This is a genomic window from Haloquadratum walsbyi C23, from assembly GCF_000237865.1.
Lineage (GTDB): Archaea > Halobacteriota > Halobacteria > Halobacteriales > Haloferacaceae > Haloquadratum > Haloquadratum walsbyi.
The window spans coordinates 1,307,373-1,325,990 of record NC_017459.1 but is presented as its reverse complement, the minus strand read 5'-3'; the positions used below and the strand labels follow the sequence as shown (position 1 = coordinate 1,325,990).

7 protein-coding genes are annotated in these 18,618 nt (G+C 45.7%); 3 read left to right on the top strand and 4 right to left on the bottom strand.

Annotated features, from left to right (window positions below; translation table 11 throughout):
- Positions 1–191 precede the first annotated feature (191 nt).
- From HQRW_RS05790 to HQRW_RS05780, 3 genes are read left to right on the top strand one after another with little or no spacing between them, the layout of a single operon-like run.
- A complete protein-coding gene (locus HQRW_RS05790; RefSeq protein WP_014555854.1) occupies positions 192–2,360 on the top strand; it encodes a DrmE family protein in 2,169 nt (722 codons plus the stop codon).
- The gene (locus HQRW_RS05785) at positions 2,353–5,865 is read left to right on the top strand and encodes a DEAD/DEAH box helicase family protein (protein ID WP_014555853.1); all 3,513 of its coding nucleotides are present in this window, start codon (positions 2,353–2,355) and stop codon (positions 5,863–5,865) included. Before HQRW_RS05790 ends, HQRW_RS05785 begins: the two co-directional genes overlap by 8 nt.
- Positions 5,862–7,694, top strand: a complete 1,833-nt coding sequence (locus HQRW_RS05780) for a hypothetical protein (protein ID WP_014555852.1) — start codon at positions 5,862–5,864, stop codon at positions 7,692–7,694. Before HQRW_RS05785 ends, HQRW_RS05780 begins: the two co-directional genes overlap by 4 nt.
- A gap of 99 nt (positions 7,695–7,793) precedes the next feature.
- Here the strand turns inward: HQRW_RS05780 and HQRW_RS05775 are convergent, their stop codons facing one another.
- Genes HQRW_RS05775 through HQRW_RS05760 form a run of 4 tightly spaced genes read right to left on the bottom strand, consistent with a single transcriptional unit; the run spans position 7,794 to position 18,376 of the window.
- Complete coding sequence (locus HQRW_RS05775) at positions 7,794–11,420, bottom strand: DEAD/DEAH box helicase (RefSeq protein ID WP_014555851.1); 3,627 nt, start codon at positions 11,418–11,420, stop codon at positions 7,794–7,796.
- A 17-nt stretch (positions 11,421–11,437) separates the two neighbouring features.
- The gene (locus tag HQRW_RS05770; protein ID WP_014555850.1) at positions 11,438–14,290 is read right to left on the bottom strand and encodes a DUF1156 domain-containing protein; all 2,853 of its coding nucleotides are present in this window, start codon (positions 14,288–14,290) and stop codon (positions 11,438–11,440) included.
- Positions 14,291–14,292: 2 nt separating this feature from the next.
- Positions 14,293–14,919: a DUF7680 family protein gene (locus tag HQRW_RS05765; RefSeq protein ID WP_014555849.1), complete on the bottom strand. Its 627-nt coding sequence runs from the start codon at positions 14,917–14,919 to the stop codon at positions 14,293–14,295.
- A gap of 4 nt (positions 14,920–14,923) precedes the next feature.
- On the bottom strand, positions 14,924–18,376 hold the full coding sequence (locus HQRW_RS05760) for an ATP-binding protein (RefSeq protein WP_014555848.1): 3,453 nt from the start codon (positions 18,374–18,376) through the stop codon (positions 14,924–14,926).
- Positions 18,377–18,618 lie beyond the last annotated feature (242 nt).

Genomic DNA, 18,618 nt, shown 5'->3' with positions numbered 1-18,618 from the left:
TTGATGATATAGCGGATAGCGTGACGCGTCAATACACGCCTGGTGAGATATTTCACTCAGAATGGCTCTCAGACCTTCTAGCAGGTCAATTACTTACATATATTCAATATTCGATAGTTTGAGGACAGTGTGTATGAGAATGACTCTCGTGAAAAGTTTTAATTATCCGATAATACAATGTAAATATAATTATGTCTACGGGTGGGTTGGGAGACTCGGCCAGTAAGGCTCGAAACCGTCCAATCTTTGAGCGATGGTTTGGAAGTGGATTCATCGAGGATGACAGTAAGCTCTATTTTGCGGATACAGAAATGGCAGCCATTAATTCGGTAATGGAGGCAATCGAGCAGACAGAGTCGTCATATATATACGATCCGCTTCCAACCAATGACGTCCCCCTTGCAATTTGTTTAGCGTATCTTCGCTCACAGGATACCCGTTTTCCAACCGATGGAGTCGTTGGTGCCGGGAAGTCATTGATGGCTCTTCCTGCACTGAGTCAAGGGTATGTGACGCGCTTCGATGAACTGCGGGAAGATGGAATCGGTCGAAACCCACGCTTACTTGACCGGCAGTGTATTCAACAATTAAGTCAAGTCCACGATGATGACTTTTATACGGCAAAACATGGATTTGAATTTGATCAGTCATGGTCCAACGACCGCATCGGGGCGATTTTTATTGATTTGCGAAAAGCCGAATGGCGCGAGCCAAGTCGTCGACTAGAAACAATCATAGACTTACTTGACGAGGATACGCCACCGATTATATTCTACACAGACACTAACCGCGGCGTGTTCGACCCTATTCAAGACCAATCTAATAACTTCGCAATCACGAGTGAGCTACTCACCACCGCGAGTCCAGGGTCAACAGCTAAAGCAACGACTATGGCTGCCGGATATGAACGGCTACTTGCCACCTCTGATTTGTCAGTTAGTTGCATTTCTTTTGGATATCCGGACAATGGAAAGGCCATTAACAAACTTAGAGAGATGAAAAACAAACTTCAAGAGCGGGGACTTGCCCCGATGGAAGTCGGATGGGTTTATAATCTTCTCACCAAGCTTCCTGTTAAACCTGAGCACTGGGCAGACGCTGTTACTGGAGATTTCTATCAATCTACAGTAAAAGACCTGGTGCAAGGACTCCGGGGTATTGCACAACGAGCAAATGGGCAGACAGCTGAACTTCTTATTAATTACGTTCAAGGAATCAATCACCTGCAAGGAATATTGAACAAAGAACATCCAGTCCAACAGGCACTGTTCGAAGCTATTGAAAAAGCAGAATTAGAAGGTATTAATCGTACAATAGTGGTCAAGGATGATCACGAACACCAGGCGTTACTTCATGCCATCAACATGGAGAACGGGACAATGCCTGAGAACTATGCATCAATTCAAACTCTAGATGACATTGAGCCCGCAACAAGCGGAGAAACAGTATATGCCCGACCGTTCGAGTATAACTCGCATCCGTACCAATTTCCTCTTTGTTCAGACATCACGACATATCAATTCGTAACTTGGGGCTCGACTGTGTTGGGTCAAATTAAATCTGGACTCGACAATACCAACGCTACCTTTGAGACACAGGTTATTGGTGAGACAAAGTCTCAAGGATCGAGTTCCAGAGAGGGTAATACTGACACTCGTCGAAAGTATCAGCGGAATAAACAGAATGGTAGGTCACGAGGAAGTTCAAAAAGCCAGGTGACTGGTAGCAAGGTGAGAGTTGAACTATCCAATGGGGACGTGCGGACTGTTGGATTGCACTCAAAGTTCCCAGTATACAACGATTCAGGGGAGATTGCGCGAGTTAGGGTTGAGGATCTCGATGTTGGGGATGATATTCTTCTTCTCAGCACAGCAACCGATGATATTTATGAGATGTATCTTGATTCAGCCAAAGAGCAAGATAAGATACGGAAGTGTGGAAGGACAGTACAACAATGGCGTGACGTTCTCCAGTCAAATATCACGGATGGCGATACATCATACTCCGACGCACTCAGAATGATTCGGGCAGCCGGCTCGGATGTGACATCAGAAGTCACTGTTCGACTCTGGACGAATGGTCGCACAATCGGTCCGAGCGATGACAAAGATGTATCTCGTGTGCTTGAAGTACTCCAGCCAGAATTGAAACCACGTGCCCCCGCAATCGTCCAATCAATGAAACAAATCCGACGGATACATCAAAAGATTGGGCAGCGAGCCCGCCGAGCTGTCGAGGCGCAAATGTGTGTTGGCAGCGAGCATAAGTCGACATCTGATGATCTTGATAGCATTGACGGTGTAGAGGAGGATATAACTCAGGTGTCAATTGAAGCAATGGAGAAACTTTCTAATGAGTGATTCAGAGACGCGACAGGTAGATGTCCAGCAGTCAGCAAGTGACGAAAATGACATAAACCTAACTCCAGCACATAAGATTGGGTCACACCTGACAACGGAAACGCTCAAACGCTCACGAGGACAGCATCAGTCCTACTGCTCAGGAAACTTCCCTCACGATCAATATCATATCTCGAACCTCGCACCAGAACATGATCTGTTTGAGGACGAGGAATTTGAAGCAAAGACCAGACCCAGTAGTATTTCACTAGAATTCACTCCAGTTTCAACCGGCGATACGGTTGATATATCACTTTCTTTTGATGTCTATTACCCTGCAGTTCCTACGTACGAGGAATATCTACACCTATTCGAAAAATCATTGCAAGCAGCACAGGTGGAGGCAGCCAATCGAATGGATGGGAGTATCGACCCGTCTGATGTCTCAGAAGAAAATATCAACTTTGATTCATTGTATAATTTAGATAAACGATTCTTTCGTCGTGTTGGCATCAGCGTCGACACAGAGTTTGATCCAACGGCGCATGAGCAGGAGGCAAGCCGCATTACCGAGATGCTTCAGTCTAAGCTTAAAACGACAGTTTCAGACTCATTGGACGATTTTCCTGGGGTGAATAATTCATTATCTGAGCAGCCGATAACGTCAAATAAGACATCAACAACACCACTCTCTGAATCAGAATACACAGCACGCGTTGAGCAGCGAACAAAACTATCCGAAGCGGATCTTAAGTGGGATCTTCAAGCTGAGGTCACCAGAAGTGGTGATGAGTTTGCGCTTGCACTCGCTAACTATTCGCCCGATGGTCAGAGTTCGGATGAGTATGATGGGATATTTGAACGATTTATTTTTAACCCAAAGATCACCGCAGTCGGTCAATTTGAGCCATATACTTTTGATTTGGTACCGGAAGATTATCGCTATGACCAACGGGTGTGGAGTAAGGGACACAACTGCGGAACGACGAGTGAGATAGATGACCATGGGAATCGACGAATTGAGACAACAGCAGTGCCACGTTGTCCAGTCTACGAGTTTGTTTTCAACACGGCATATGAAACCAATTTTGACCAGTTGGCGAGTGGAAAGACAATTGAAACACTCGAAGATATTGAGTCAGGGATGATTGAGTATCTTAATTCATGGCAGGGATCTCGACGAGAGGAGATACGCCGCGAACTGGGACTTTCTCAGGCAGAACTCGAGCAATACGACGCAGCAGCTGAAGATTTTACAACGGAAATTGAGCGGTTTCAACAGGGAATTGACATACTAAAACAGGATAGTCAGGCGCTTCGCGCTTTCCGTCTAATGAACGAGGTCAACGACCGTCAATACGATTTCCCTGGTTGGCGACTGTTCCAGGTTGTTTATATTGTGAGTAATCTCTCGAGTATTGTACGACGGGAATATCCAGAATTTGAGTCACCACATGACGATGCTGCTGGTGTGCTATGGTTCCCAACGGGGGGTGGCAAAACTGAGGCATATCTGGGGCTAATACTGTTTAATTTATTCTACGATCGGTTACGTGGGAAAGAACAGGGCGTCACTGCCTGGATACGATTCCCATTACGACTCTTGAGTCGCCAACAGCAAGATCGGTTTCTTGAAAGTCTTCTCTACGCTGAGGAGATACGTCAGGCAAACAATAACCTCGGATTGGATAGTCGTGGCGAGCCGTTCTCGTTAGGATTCTACGTTGGCAGTCACGATACACCAAACGCTATTGGAACAAGTCGAGATCGGTACCGAGAGGCCTTCTCAGAAAGTCAACAGCGATTAGAGGAGGAGTGCCAGGTTGTAGAAACATGCCCGCTTTGCCAGAGCGACGTTAGGGTGGAATTTGATAAAGAGAAGAATAGTGTCTTTCATCACTGTACTGGCGATAGCTGTATTGGTCAACTGCCGCTCTATGTCGTTGATCGTGATATTTACCGATATGTCCCGTCCGTACTGCTAGGTTCACTGGATAAGATAGTTGTCTCTGGTATGCAACCGCGGTTCGCGAACATACTGGGAAATCTTACCACAGAATGCCCGATTCATGGATACGGCTACTCTGGTAAGTGCTCTGAGCACGCACACTGTGATGTCGACTCAGAAAATCTGCGTGAGGTAGACCCAAATGAGCTGTATGACCCAGTTCCCACGCTACATCTCATCGATGAGGTTCATCTGCTAAGTGAGGAACTGGGGACGTTCTCATCACATTATGAGACACTTTATCTGACGCTTTGCGACGAGATTCATGGAAAGGAGCCGAAAATCCTCACATCTACTGCCACAATTGCCAAGTACGAGCGGCAGATGCAGAACCTCTTCCAAAAAGAAGCAGTCAGATTCCCAGTCGATGGGCCGAAACGCCGGGAAACGTTCTATGGTCACCTTACGGATACGATTCAGCGAGAGTATGTTGGGTTTATGCCTGACAACCGATCTCATCTGTATTCGATTCTAGACACTATTCAGAATTATCACGAACTTATTCGAGATGCACGTGAATTGTCTTCTGAGGAACTCGCAGATAGAGTTGGACTTGATTCATTAACTAAATCGAAAAAGCGTGAACTCCTTGATTTGTATGAGCTAAGTGTAATTTACTTTACTAATAAGGTTGAGAAGGATCGTTATCGGGAAAATATTGCGAAGCATACGAACCCGAAGATGATGGAGAATGGATATGAAAATTCGATAGTTGAACGACAGTTGACTGCGGATACAGAAGATTCGGATCTTCTTGAAACACTTGAGAATCAGGGTGATATTCCATTTGAGAATCGGGTAGATACTGTCCCGTCAACTAGCTTCATTGGTCATGGAATCGATGTTAATAGGTTCAATATGATGATGTTCTACGGATTACCGGCGCAGACGTTCCAATATATCCAGTCTAGCAGCCGGGTTGGTCGCCAATCAGGGGTCACGGGGTTCGTATTTAATGCATTTAATCCACTCGAAGAGCGGGATATGCACCGATACCGGTTTTTCGAGAAAATGCATGAATATCTTGACCGAGCAGTCGAACCTGTCCCAATTGACCGCTGGGCAAAATTCGGTATCGAACGGACATTCGTCGGTGTCGCTAATGCACTGCTTATACAGCACTATCGCCCGACGATGTGGCGATCAGAAACTGTAACCAAGGACACGAAGCAAGTCCGTGCCAATGTACAGAAAGCAAGCCATTTGTATAAGCTCATGACTAGCAACAATTATTCTGATTTCACAAAGCAGAACATGAAAATATTACTTCGTAGCGCCTTCGGGGTTGATGAGCAAACGACCGAGACGCGATATTTCACCTCACAGCTAGATACAAAATTAAATAATCTTTGGCGGTACTGGGAACAGAATCTTCCATCAATGAACTATCCGGAGTTTCCCCGTGATGAAAAGCCGATGGTAAGCCTTCGGGATATCGGTAATTCAGGGTCAATTACCCCGCAATTTAATAATCAACCATTCATCGATGCGTTATTCAAAGGGGATGATGGGCGATGACGATGGAACGTTCAAAATCAAAGTTTATTTTCGACTTTCTTCCAGAGAATACATTCAATCACTCTGAATCTGACTTGAGTGGTATGATTACGCGGCTTCATGAGGACAGAGACGATTCAGGGAATGCAGCTGCCGATGAGTTGCCGGATGAATATATCATCAGACGTGTGCAACGACATGTAAATCGATGGTATAATAGTAGCCAACTTGACTTTGGATTTGAGACTGCGGAAGTTGTCACGCCGGGGGCTGCGAATTTTGAGGTATTCCCAAGAAGTTTCAAATGCGCAAACTGTGGAACTGTAAACCAGTTCACTCCAACAGAGATACGTGATTTCCCGGATGCCGAAACGACAGTCCCATGTGAGCGGTGTGGAACTGGTCTTTCTGACCGAGATCAAATGCGTATGATTTCGTACTGTCGATGTGGGGGCATTCAGGATATATACGTGCCAGAGCATTGTGGCGCAGGAATGGAGTATCGAAACCCAACTGTCCGATTCGAGGACGCATATTGGCGGTGTACAAATTCTAGTTGCTCGTACACGACCCGGTTCAATGGAGGATCAACTTGTTTCAGTCCTAGCTGTGATATGGAAGATATCAAAACGCTCCCTCACTCAGCATCCAGCACATTCTATCCACAGACGCAGACGCTGATTAACGCTCATCAGAAATTGAATGCACTACAGGATAATCAGGAGTATCAGGCGCAGATTATATCTGATTATTTACTCCGTAACAGCGGTAATGACAGTCCAAGCGAGGATGAACTGTTGCAGGAGGCTATGAAATTAATGGCGAATGATGAGGCATCAAACCGGGAACACGCGCTTGAGCTGGCCAAAGAGCGGCTTACTACAGATGCGACTGATCATCGTAGTGAAGTAAAACAGTTCTTACAGGCGGAGTTCGACAAGACGAAGAGACTGCGTCTCAGCGAAGAGCTTTTTGAGTATTTGTCGGTGACCAGCGATGAATACGATGACAATGACCGTATTGAGACATACACATTCAGTTCACTACTCGAAGATGTCGATACAAAAAGTCATCTCTCAGAAGATGAACTTGAATATTATACAGATCTTCGTTCTAATCAGAACCTTTCGGAAATTCGGCTGATTAAAAATTTCCCCGTGACGACCGTTACATATGGATATACTCGAGGGACGCCAATTCCAGGTGGCGACACTGAGGACGAAATGGGACCGCGATTAAATGCATTCTCTAGTGGGCAGTGGGCAGAGACGCAAATTTTCGCTCGGACGATGGACGCGGAGGCAGTTATGATCTCGCTCGACAAGCAGGCAGTGTTAGATTGGCTCTTCTCTAACAATATTGTTCAGTCAACAACTGTCAACAATCTCGACCGTTGGTTCATTGAGAAGATGACTGCTCCAAACCGTTTTGACTCTCTTCCAGCGGAACGAACACCCGCTCGACACGCATTCACACTACTTCACACCCTCTCACACCTATTCACTGACTCGATTGGAGCACTCTCTGGATATGGGCGCGATAGTCTCGTTGAGCATATACTTCCAAGAGCTATGAGTTTCATTATCTACAAGCGGCCGGACACGAACTTTACACTAGGCTCAATCTTCTCCCTGTTTGAAGAGCGTTTTCCAGAGGTGCTCAATCAATTGGAAGAAAGTGCATTTTGCACGTATGATTCTGTCTGCCGACGCGATCACAATGGCTCGTGCGAGGATTGCCTCTTTCTTTCGAACATTACCTGCGCGAATTCTAATAATAATCTCAGTCGATCCGTGTACTTTGGCGGCGAGTTTGACGATGAGACTATTGCAGGATTCAGTGATCAGTAGTAACGACAAATTCTGGACACTGAGTTCTGCTGGTGGTTTTCGGTGTGTGCATCAAAATTATTGTTATGATTACATTTAGTGAATAGGATTTTTATGAATTCAGTCTAGATATACAAACCTCTTCACAGCTTCCTTTGCTGATTTCTCATTTTCATAACAATTGATATCCATTGGCGTTAGATTCCGATTATTAATCACTGGTGCGATTAGTTCCTGCACATCACATATCCGATTGGTCTCCAATTTCTCATCTATCTCATTGGATGAAATGAGCGTCACATTCTCCTCAGCCATCGCCTGATTATCGTCGATTATCTGGAGGAGATGTGCGAACAACGGATCACCTGGTAATAACAACCGCAATGAACCACGCTCATTCACAAGTTCTGTTGAGAACGTCACGACAAGAGCATCCTGCTCAGCAAACACCTCCTGTGCGGTTTGCTCGTCCGAGTCAACCTGCTGATTCAACAGATAATCAACCTCTGACTCATCAGGAATTGACAGCAGATATGCCTCACGTACTGCCTCAGGAAACTCATGCCCACGCTCATGATTCCTCAGGCTCTGAAACGACCAACCAGCAGTTTCGAGTGACGAACTTTGGGTAAATAGATACTCAACAATAGACGGCGTCAACACCGGATCAAACCGTCTGGCATCGCTTCCAATTCTGTTAAGTGCTGAATGCGTCCGCTCGCCCCATCCAACAAGTGCAGCTTCCGTATCATACTCAACATCCGTGAGTCCAACAGCGGCCATCGTATTGCTCATCTCATCAGCATCCCGTGCTTTTTCCTTAGTCAGTTGCTCAATCGTTTCTGTATCCTCTTTCAGTGCGATATCGCGAATTTCGGACTCGATTCCGGCAAGCACAGGTCGCGTATCACCGACGACCTGATCAAAAATATCGAGTTTATCATCAAGACTCTCATATATTTGAGCGTCAATCTCATCTTCGTACGCATAATTCACAATCTTCACCACCTCATTTTCCTGCCCGATTCGATCAATCCGACCGATTCGTTGCTCAACCTGCATCGGATTCCACGGCAGATCATAATTGATCAGTAGCTCGCCTGTCTGAAGGTTGAGTCCCTCACTTGCACTATCTGTGCAGACCAAAATCCCAATTCCGTCGTCATCTGCAAATGATTTTTTGACTCCTTCTTTTCCGACGTCAACCCACTCGTGATTTCTGTACACGCTTCCGCCATCACCACTGAATATGCCAACATCGTTGAGCAACTTCAGCTCATTTGCGATATCATCCATCGTGTCAGTATACTGTGTGAAAATAACGATATCGTGATATCCCTCCTCGCGATATTCATCAATCGCGCTCGATAACTTGCTTACCTTCGGATCGGTCTTTTGTGATCGGAGTTTCGTAATAAACTGCTCAATTTGGGACTGCTCGTACTGTATGATCTTTCGTTTACTCACCTGATACTGATTGATTGTTTCGTCATCCACAATCGCCCTCACGTCAGCTTCTGATGCCTCACTCCCCCGTACTTGTGACTCAAGCTCGTCAGCATCATCAGGGAGTTTGTCACCAAGTGAATTGTATCGGCTCCGTAATGTGCTCTGAATAGCCGCAAAACTGCTCGCTAATCGCTTGCGATAGATTGTCATCACAAATCCAAGAGCGGCTTTCTGCTGGTCATCAAGCACTTCTGTCGACCGCTGATACGTGTTTTTGATGTATGATTCGATCTCGTCAAATAACTCTTCTATCTCATTATCAAGCGGGACATGCTCTGTCGAAACATCACGACGTGGCACTGTCGCGTCTAGACGTCCGTCCTCTTTCGCATCGCGTAACACCTCCCGAGTGTTTCGAAACATACGCGACTGAACTGGATTCATATCTTCGGACATCCGAACGACAAGTCTCCACCCGAGTTTGTCGTCGAGATCATACAGAATCTCCGCAGGATCATCAACAAACCGACGCTCATCAGAATCAATCAATCGCTTCAATTGCTTGCGCAGTGAGAACCGTACTCGCATGCCTTCATCAGTCTCAATAGTATCAGCAAGTTGGTCAATATAGTCAGTGTAGCCCGGATATGACGCGGCGTGATCGGCAATCATTCTTGCGAACTGCTCAAATCGTGCTCTGACTACTTCGAGTGAGAGGTCATTTTCAATATGACTGTGTCTTGATTCGTCAAATCGGTCTGCATACTTTCGCTGGAACGTTCGTTCAATCTCTCGCTCAATATCGCCAAACGAATCGCCAATTCTGCCTTCGGCTAATGTCTCACGGAGGATCATTTTTGTTCGGAAGAAATTCGCCAACTGTTTGCGGTCATCCCAAGAATCAGGCAATTCGGTCAATCGAAGTATGTCATGCAACTCCTCAATCCGAACCTGCATCGGGGTTGCAGAAAGTGCATACAATGCTCGTGAACTGTCTCGCACATCCCCCAGCAGTTTGTAAAATTTCGTGTCCGGATTCCGTGCGTTATGCGCTTCATCGACAACTGTCGCATCCCAGACTGTCTCGTCTGTTTGTGGGGCGACATGCTGTTGATTACCAGTCATGCGGGCACGGTGCCACGATTGGATGATAATAGTCGGACGATCACGCTTGTCAACAAACCCACCAATTGGTGTATCAGACCAGTCGGAGGCTGTCACATCACCACTGAGCGTCACAGTACTGCTGCTTCCATCTCCATATGACCCGGTAACGACAGGATATCCGCTCTGTCGCTCGAATCGATAGGCGTTCAGATTGAATTTGTCACGTAATTCGCGCTGCCACTGTTCCATAAGACTGGCTGGAACAAGTAAGAGTGCAGTCTCAACATCGCCGGTCTGGATTAATCGTGAGAGCGTCAGCCCGACCTCAATCGTCTTGCCGAGTCCAACCTCATCACTCAAAATGAAATTGCTCGGATAATGGCTCACAACAGTATCTGAAATCGACCGTTGGTGTGGCCATGGCGTGATTGTACTCACATCCTCAGCGAGATGCAATCCTCCTGGAGTTTGACCGTTCACAGATAGTGCACGTGCTAGCTCCCATTCTGATGGGGCATTCTCTGGTCGTCCCTCACGAACAGTTTCCCTTGCTTTCTGCAGTTGTTGCCCGCCGTCGGGTTGCCAACTCGCAATATCTTGTTTGTCAGCTTCGCTCAACTCATACACATCAACATATGAGTGGTTATCGTTCCACAACATATCGAATGTCTCCCGATCACGTTCGACATATTCTCTCTCGACATACTTCCACGATCGGTGTATTTTGAACCGCTCATAACTCCGCAACCACCCGTTCGGTGTTTCATTGATGCTTCCTTCGAAAGTGAGCACATCATCATTCGCGTCAACCCCAATCCCAAGTTTTGAATGAAACATACCAGTCTGCTGTGAGACATCAGCAACTTTGATTGACAAGTCACCTCGATCAAATAGTTCGGCGATGATGGCTAACTGAGATTTTGTCCAGTTAGGGAACGTGCCCTCGGTATCGGTTAACAGATATTCTCTCTCGCGCTGTTGCAGGTCAGCGCCAGTAATCACACGAATTTCACCGTCTGTCTCAAGCATCGAGTCAACACCTTCAAGCGCTGCTGCAAGCCCCCGGAGGCTCAAATACCCAGCAATACGATTGTACTGTTCTGCCTCAGATAAAAATGGCTCATAAAAATCTGTGAATAAATCGTCAGTTCCGCTTTCATATGTTAACTGCCAACTATTGTTGCTAAACATGAGCAATACACTCTTGATTACTTATACTCCTCAATACCGCTCTGCCTAGCACTGCTCGAATTACCAATACTGAGCTCTTCGACACTAATATCAAGATAATCACCTGTTTCACCAGCGGTGAGATCTTGAAGTATCTCTCGCGTTCGACTGTCCACAGGCACCGCCTCAAGTAGCGCTTTGATTGCTTTTTTAAATTGCTGATTACTCTTGAATTCACGCTGTGCGAGCCAGTCGCGAGTTGCTCTCTGTCCTTCTTGTTTATATATATGGAGTGCAGCATGAACAGCGTCAATCGTGTATGTGAAGCTGTCAGCCGTCGGATTAACGGGGTACTTTCGGGTTGATGGATTGTCAGCACTGTTATCGCGCAGCTTAACAATATCTTGTACACGATCACTGTGATTGTTCAGACTTACATTACCGCCTGATTTTGACCAAATTTTTGTTGGTCTCTTGATCTCGTTGATATCAATATCGGCACCGATACCAAGCTGATTCGCCTCATCAAATGGAATATCAGCATCATCATAGAGGACATTGGCAAGGATGTACCATCGCGAAACACCATCCAGTCGGTCAGTCTTGGTTGACAACTCATCGTTTGCAATGACACTGTATACCTCGTTTCGAACTGTCGTGAGCACCTGACCCGGATAGACCGTGTCACCGTACTTATCCTCAACTGGATATGCATCTGAGTACGCTTCCAGTGCAGCTCCAAATGCTTCGATTGATGTATCTATTTTACTGATAGTCTCAACAGAGAGTAGCCGCTGTGCTTCCTTCCGAGCGATAGACTCAATGGTATCTCTTATCTCCCTCCATTCAGACGTATCTGTTTCATTTGGCGTGTTGCGTGCTGTAACAAAGATAGAACTTTCAACACGGGCTTTGTCGTGCATACCGGCTTTGTCGCTCGCCTCTGTCTTGATTGGGTGTGCGGCAGTGATTGTAAAGTCAGACTGAATAAGCGTCTTCAGAATTGTATTCCATGCTTTCGTCTCTCTGTCGGTGAACATGAGCGTCAATATACCATTTTCAACGAGAATCTCTCCCAATTCTGCAAACATGTCCCGCATCATTGATTCATAGAATTCTTCTGGGTTATCATGCCGGACATTGTTGACAACCATCTGCTCGTCGTTGCTTAGATTCTGCATCGCGTCAGGAAATATGTCATCAAGCACTTCTCTATGACTGATCATCATGAAATCAGATAGTTCACCATACATAACACTATCAAAATATGGTGGATCGATGACTGCAACCTGAACAGCATTGGCGCTTACTTCCCCAGATAAGGAGGTCGCATCAGTATTATAAATATCAATGTCTGAATCTACTTGGGATACTTGAGATGCTAAGTCCTCATAATTATCAATTACATGTTTAAACCGTCTTTTTAAACCCTTCCTTTCAGCTACTATGTTATTATCAACAAACATTCTCTTCATACTGTAACTCTGACTAGCAAATGTCTCATGACCAGTTCCATGTTGAGGAAACCACTTAGCTAGTCTATTATTAAATAGAACCTGCTGATTAATTGCCTGTGTTATCAGCGTAATAATCAGCTTTGCTTTTTTACTCGCATATGATTCACGTATTCCATTCTTTACTTCATTAATTACTTCAAATAGCTCGTAATGAGTGACCAGCTGCCGCGGTGTGAATAAGTCTCGCCACTGATCTATCCCATAGTTTTTTACTCTATCACACTGTTTCGGAGCGTATTCTTCAACAAAGAAGTCCATCAACTCAAAATCAGACTCAATACGCTCACTGGCTTTGTTTATGCCTCTAAGATCTATTTCATCGCCGGCACGATATTCATATTCGCCAGTCTCACTCTCATAACTGACCCCAAAGACACTGTACTCAAACTCATTATTTTGGAATTTTTCTCTGATTCGTGCTGCATCTGTTGTAACACCACAGTGTGGACATTCAGCGTCTCCACCACGGGCGACAGGTGCATCTGACGGGTCAAACTCTGGTGTCTCTTCTCTCCGTGCATGGTTGTATGATACATTCCCATCCTGATATGTTGGCGTAATCACGTCTCCACCGGCTGCATCGTCATTCAATCGCCAATTGTTTATTAACGGGAGTCGCCCCATACAGGAGTCACAATCAATGATATACGTCATCGCATAATTCAGTATCTGACGACCAGATTCCTTTGTTGGATAATACTGACTGATTCTGTCTTTCGTCCGTTCAATTATCTCCTTTGTCCAACGATCATATGATTCAGCAACAGACCCGACCTCTGGTGCAAGCTCTAATGTAATCTTACTAATAGTAAATGGGACCGGATCAAGCTCATTTGATATCGCTGGTAGTCCGTATCGCATCGCCTCAAATGGAATTGTTCCTCGACCAGCGGTTGGATCAAGAATTGTAGGCAACTCTCCACCCCAGTACTCTTTGACATGTTGTTTATTTTCTTTAATCTGGGATTTAGAGGGGGTCTGGCTATTTGGGTTCGGATAATTATAATGATCGTCTAATGTATCGTATCTATCCTTCTCTTCGGTGTATTTTTGTCTCACATACTGAGCTATATTTGAGTCAATTTCGCTAGGTCCAATCTGCATTAATTTTAGTAGTTCGTCATCAGTTATCTGACGTTCTGGATATACAGACCCGAGTATTGCAAGTCGCACAGCTGGGATTGGTCGGGCGGCAAACCATTTTGAAAACCTCCTGCTGGCGTGCCCTCGGTTTGCCATGATATCCTTTTCATTTTCAATATCAATTGCCATGAGTGGCAAGTCATCTTCAATCGCAACCGTGCTTGGAACAGTATCTTTTGCTTGTTGTGTTTCCCTTTCGGTACTCTCTGTGTCTGAGGTATCGTATGCCATGATCAGTTAATGTGACTACTGAGAAGTATTCGAAGTGCCTTTGCACCACTCGGAACCGTTGGCGACCGCATTTTGGCATGCCAATAGTAACACTCACCAAGTGTCATATTACTCACCCCATCAGCAATCGCCTGAAGTCGATTCTGCTTTCTGACTGGGCGCAACGCTCGAAATCCAATTGACAACCGAATGCCGACCGACTCTGATACTGCAAGCGAGCCGTCACTCCCGACACAGACCGAATCCGTATCATATTCCCCAGAAGTGAGTACTGGTCTCACAAGCGAACTAATCGCGATCTTGTTTCGTTCACCACCGAGCGTTACAATCTTCAACGCTTGCCAGTTCGACCAGTCATGTGTCCCGTCACCGTGACCACTTTTGATATCATTCGGTGTCTGACCGTCTGCGATGATATCAGGGAGTTCGTGAATTGTCAGACTTGCCGACGATGACATATCATCAAATCGCTCCCTACGCGTCTGTGCGATATTATCTGGCGCAAGCTCATACAGTGTCACCTCTGGTCCTTTCTGCTTCCACCGCCGTGTCAATATGAAAACCGGTCGATCACCATATCGACCTGCAGTAAATGCGAATGGCTCTGAATTGTATTGTGTTCCGCTCATGCAGTTATGGAGTCATCTCTTGTTTCTCATCTTCGGTCAATTCAAGAGCTGTTCTCACACTCATTTCGATAGTCGTCGCACCAGGGATAATATCCTCAAGAATATCAAGCCGATTTAATTCAAGTGATGTGTCAGCCTTGATCAAGATTTCAATATACTGATCATCTGGTGACCCACTCGGTTTGTTTGTATGTTTGAGTGTGTCTGCAAACATTTTGCCAGTACCATCGAAGTGAGTCTCAACATGACTGTCATCATATCGTGCCTCATACTCAAGTTCGACAGCAACATTCTGAAGTCCATCTTGCTCTGGCATCTGTTTGGCAATCCACTCACCCTTCTTCCACGCGTCATCTCCCTGTAGTTTGAGAGTCAGTCCGTCCAATGACTGCTTGATTTCATGTGTTGAACTGTTGAAGTTGTGTTTGATTTGGGTCACCTTATCCTCAATCTCTGCGGTAATCGTATCGACAGCTTCAGTGACAACCGCTGGACTATCCGTCTTCCCTACTACTGTTTGCGGCCATGGACACGGTTGGTGCTCGGTGAGTGACTCTTCTGTATTGAACGTCCGCCCGCAGTTACTACAGTCGTAATTTGTACCACATGGTAAGTGCTGTTCATACTCTTGTTGAGTTGAGAAGGTGTCAGGACATTGTCCGCACTCAATTTCTATCTGACATGAGTGCTCAGCATACTCGCGTGTTGAGTCCAAGTAATCACCACAATCAGAGCACTGCCATGTAACGGCGACACTCTCTATCAGCGTTTCAGTCGATTCATATACTTCTTCTGAGCTGTCAATACCCACGTCCTCAAGCTCTTCTGCGGCGACAAGATTATGCGCCTCATCGAATGTGACCGTCTCATTACGCTCATCAAATATTTCCTCAAATGCACTTGGATCCACATACCCACGCTCGTGGTGATGGTTCCAGTAGGCGAATTTGCTGTCGGACTCTCTAATAGCCCGCCTGATTGTTTTCTGTAGTGGACGCGGGTCAAGCAATATCTCCGCACTGCGCTGCTTTCCAATCTGTTGTTTCAGCTCAACTGTTGTCATTGAATCGCCAACAGCCATCCAGAGGTTATTTTCTAACCAGTTCGGGCTGTACGCTGGCTCATTATTTGTAATAACTTCTCCAGAATCCTCCAATTTGGCGATAACTGCGTTAATAAGTGTACTGTCAGTAACGGTGATATTGTAATGTGCAAGTCCTTCATGTGGTTGGTCTGGCGACGGATTGCTCGGGATATATACATGTGAATACGCGTTCTTAACCAAGTTCTCAAGATCACCACGCGCTTCATCTCGCTTTGTTGGGAGTTCATCTAACTGCGCATCCTGCAACCCAAAATCATCTGGATTATCCTGTACAACGCGAACCGAAGCGAGGCGACCTGCCTTGCTCCGAGCGCGCGAAATCCTGATACCCGGCACGAGAAAAATTAGATTGTTCTTATACGTTCGCGGCTTCTTGTTTCCGTGCTTGGAGCTTGCGGACCTCTCATAAATTTTTGTGACAACAGTTTCTGTAATATCATCTGGCTCACTAATCGTGAGTGTCGACGGCTCAACAACCACAAGCTGTCCGAGCGTCTCAATCGTATCGTCAACCTCATGCACAGCCTGTGGGTTTTCATAGATTGTCATTGAGGATCCACCAAGTGCGGCATTGTATAACGTCTCATCAAGCAGATTATCAACACGACTTGTGCGCGGATTCGCCTGATTAATCGCTTTCTCGACTGTGACAATCGTCTTGAATTTCAATTGTTGGTTATTCTCACCATGTAAGTAGAAACATGCTGACTCATCGCTCTCACCAAGGAGATTCCCGATGGCGCTATTGTAGTGATCAATCGTCTCACCAGGCTTCGCGCTCGCGTATCTAATGTAATCACGACTCGTTCCTTTGCTTCCTGCACCTTTTACGAGTGATTTCCAAATTGTCGTCGTTACAACTCGGGTTCCGAGTGGTGGCTGCCCTCGATTGATCCAATATTTATCCTCATACAGGGCATTTGGTGTATCATTCGGATCCGTATTGTATATGTCATCCTTCACCGCAGGCTCAAAGTCCATCTCAATATCACCAAAGATACTCTTCAGCATCTTGCTCGTGCGCTCATCCTGTGGATGTAAATCATACAGACGAATCAGCTCACGATCTGCTGTCAGTGGACCCTGACCTTCATCAGTCCATAATCGCATGACGGCTGGGGCAAGTAACTTGAGTGCTCCACGAGCCTTCTGAAATGATGGAACGGCATCAATCTGCTTCGTTAGCGTGTCGACGACTGTTGGGTGAAACGGATATGTTTGCTCAATTCGTTCGCGTGCTTCCGGCTGTGAGGCTTCATCTGGGAATGAACTACTATCGGCATCATAGAAGTCGTAATATCGTTGAGCGATATCCTCACGCAATCCAGTCTCGATGTTATTTTTGAATAACCGATTTCGCAGGACGTCTGCAACATTACTGTCCTCAACCGGAGTGATTTTATTCGCGACACGCTCCTCAATATTCTGAAATTCCTGAATGGTCTCTTTTGCAATCGGGATGGAAACATCGGCATCCATCACCTCATCATCGTAAGAAAGGTCGCGTTCGAAAATCGTCGCGAAATCTTCGAATGCGTCAGCTGCAACACTCATGATCACCGTCACATCACTATTGTTTGACGCATAATTGAACAGCGCCATCAAGAAATTGAGCGTCTGTTCTGCGAGATTTCCATCATTAACAGACACAGCGGTTGCGTGAGATAAGTGAGCCGCAATCTCATCCATAATGATAACAGCCGCCTCATCAGACAGTGAAAACAGATTACTGAGCAACTGCTCACCAGGAGCAACGAGATTATTCCCACTACTCACTACCTGATATCCTTCAACACCATACAATTGATAGGCGATATGTCCCCAGATTGTCTGTATTTCTGGGGTATGCTCGCCTTGCCGGACTTGTTTTGGCTTGACCGGTTTCGGCGCGTACTTTGTCCCGACAAAAACAGACGTCAGTACTGATTTATTATTTTCGAGAGCGCGATACTCATGAGCTGTTTCGTCACTTTGTGTGTATCGCGTTAGATCAGGAATTTCGTCACTATGTTCAGCAAGATGGTATGCGGCAATTTGGGAGTGCGTCTTTCCTCCCCCAAATGACGTGTCAAGCGTGATAGTCCCATTTTCTTCCGGGAACTCACCACGATAATGCGCAATCACACGTTGAGCAACCGCTTCGATAACACCCGTGACACCAGATGTTGGATATGTTAAATCGAAGAACGTCTCTGTATCATCATATACATCCGGCACGTTATTCCCATATGCAACTTCGTGTGCATCAGCAGCAAGACTCTCATCTCGAATTTTACCCTGGAGAACATCTTCTCGAGGATCCCATGCATCTTGTAATGTTGGAATATCAGTCTCACCCATTGGTTGTGTCATATATGTTGATCAAATGAATCCGCCACATTATCTTATCTTATACGTTATTTGTTTGTCAGTCATAATACTATGCCTCATCTTTTCCTACATTATCTACTCAATCTAATATGTGAGATAAGATTGATATGGTATTCAAATCAATTTTCCGTATCTTCCATTGCTCTACCAGTTCATGTCCGGATAGAGACCACTATATCTCGACAGGCAAGTTATCAGGGTCTCACGCCCGAGCAGTTATACCG

Bases quoted from the DNA above. Each gene is read 5' to 3' on its own strand.
- HQRW_RS05790 (WP_014555854.1), top strand. From the start codon at position 192: ATGTCTACGGGTGGGTTGGGAGACTCGGCCAGTAAGGCTCGAAACCGT.
- HQRW_RS05785 (WP_014555853.1), top strand. From the start codon at position 2,353: ATGAGTGATTCAGAGACGCGACAGGTAGATGTCCAGCAGTCAGCAAGT.
- HQRW_RS05780 (WP_014555852.1), top strand. From the start codon at position 5,862: ATGACGATGGAACGTTCAAAATCAAAGTTTATTTTCGACTTTCTTCCA.
- HQRW_RS05775 (WP_014555851.1), bottom strand. From the start codon at position 11,420: ATGTTTAGCAACAATAGTTGGCAGTTAACATATGAAAGCGGAACTGAC.
- HQRW_RS05770 (WP_014555850.1), bottom strand. From the start codon at position 14,290: ATGGCATACGATACCTCAGACACAGAGAGTACCGAAAGGGAAACACAA.
- HQRW_RS05765 (WP_014555849.1), bottom strand. From the start codon at position 14,919: ATGAGCGGAACACAATACAATTCAGAGCCATTCGCATTTACTGCAGGT.
- HQRW_RS05760 (WP_014555848.1), bottom strand. From the start codon at position 18,376: ATGACACAACCAATGGGTGAGACTGATATTCCAACATTACAAGATGCA.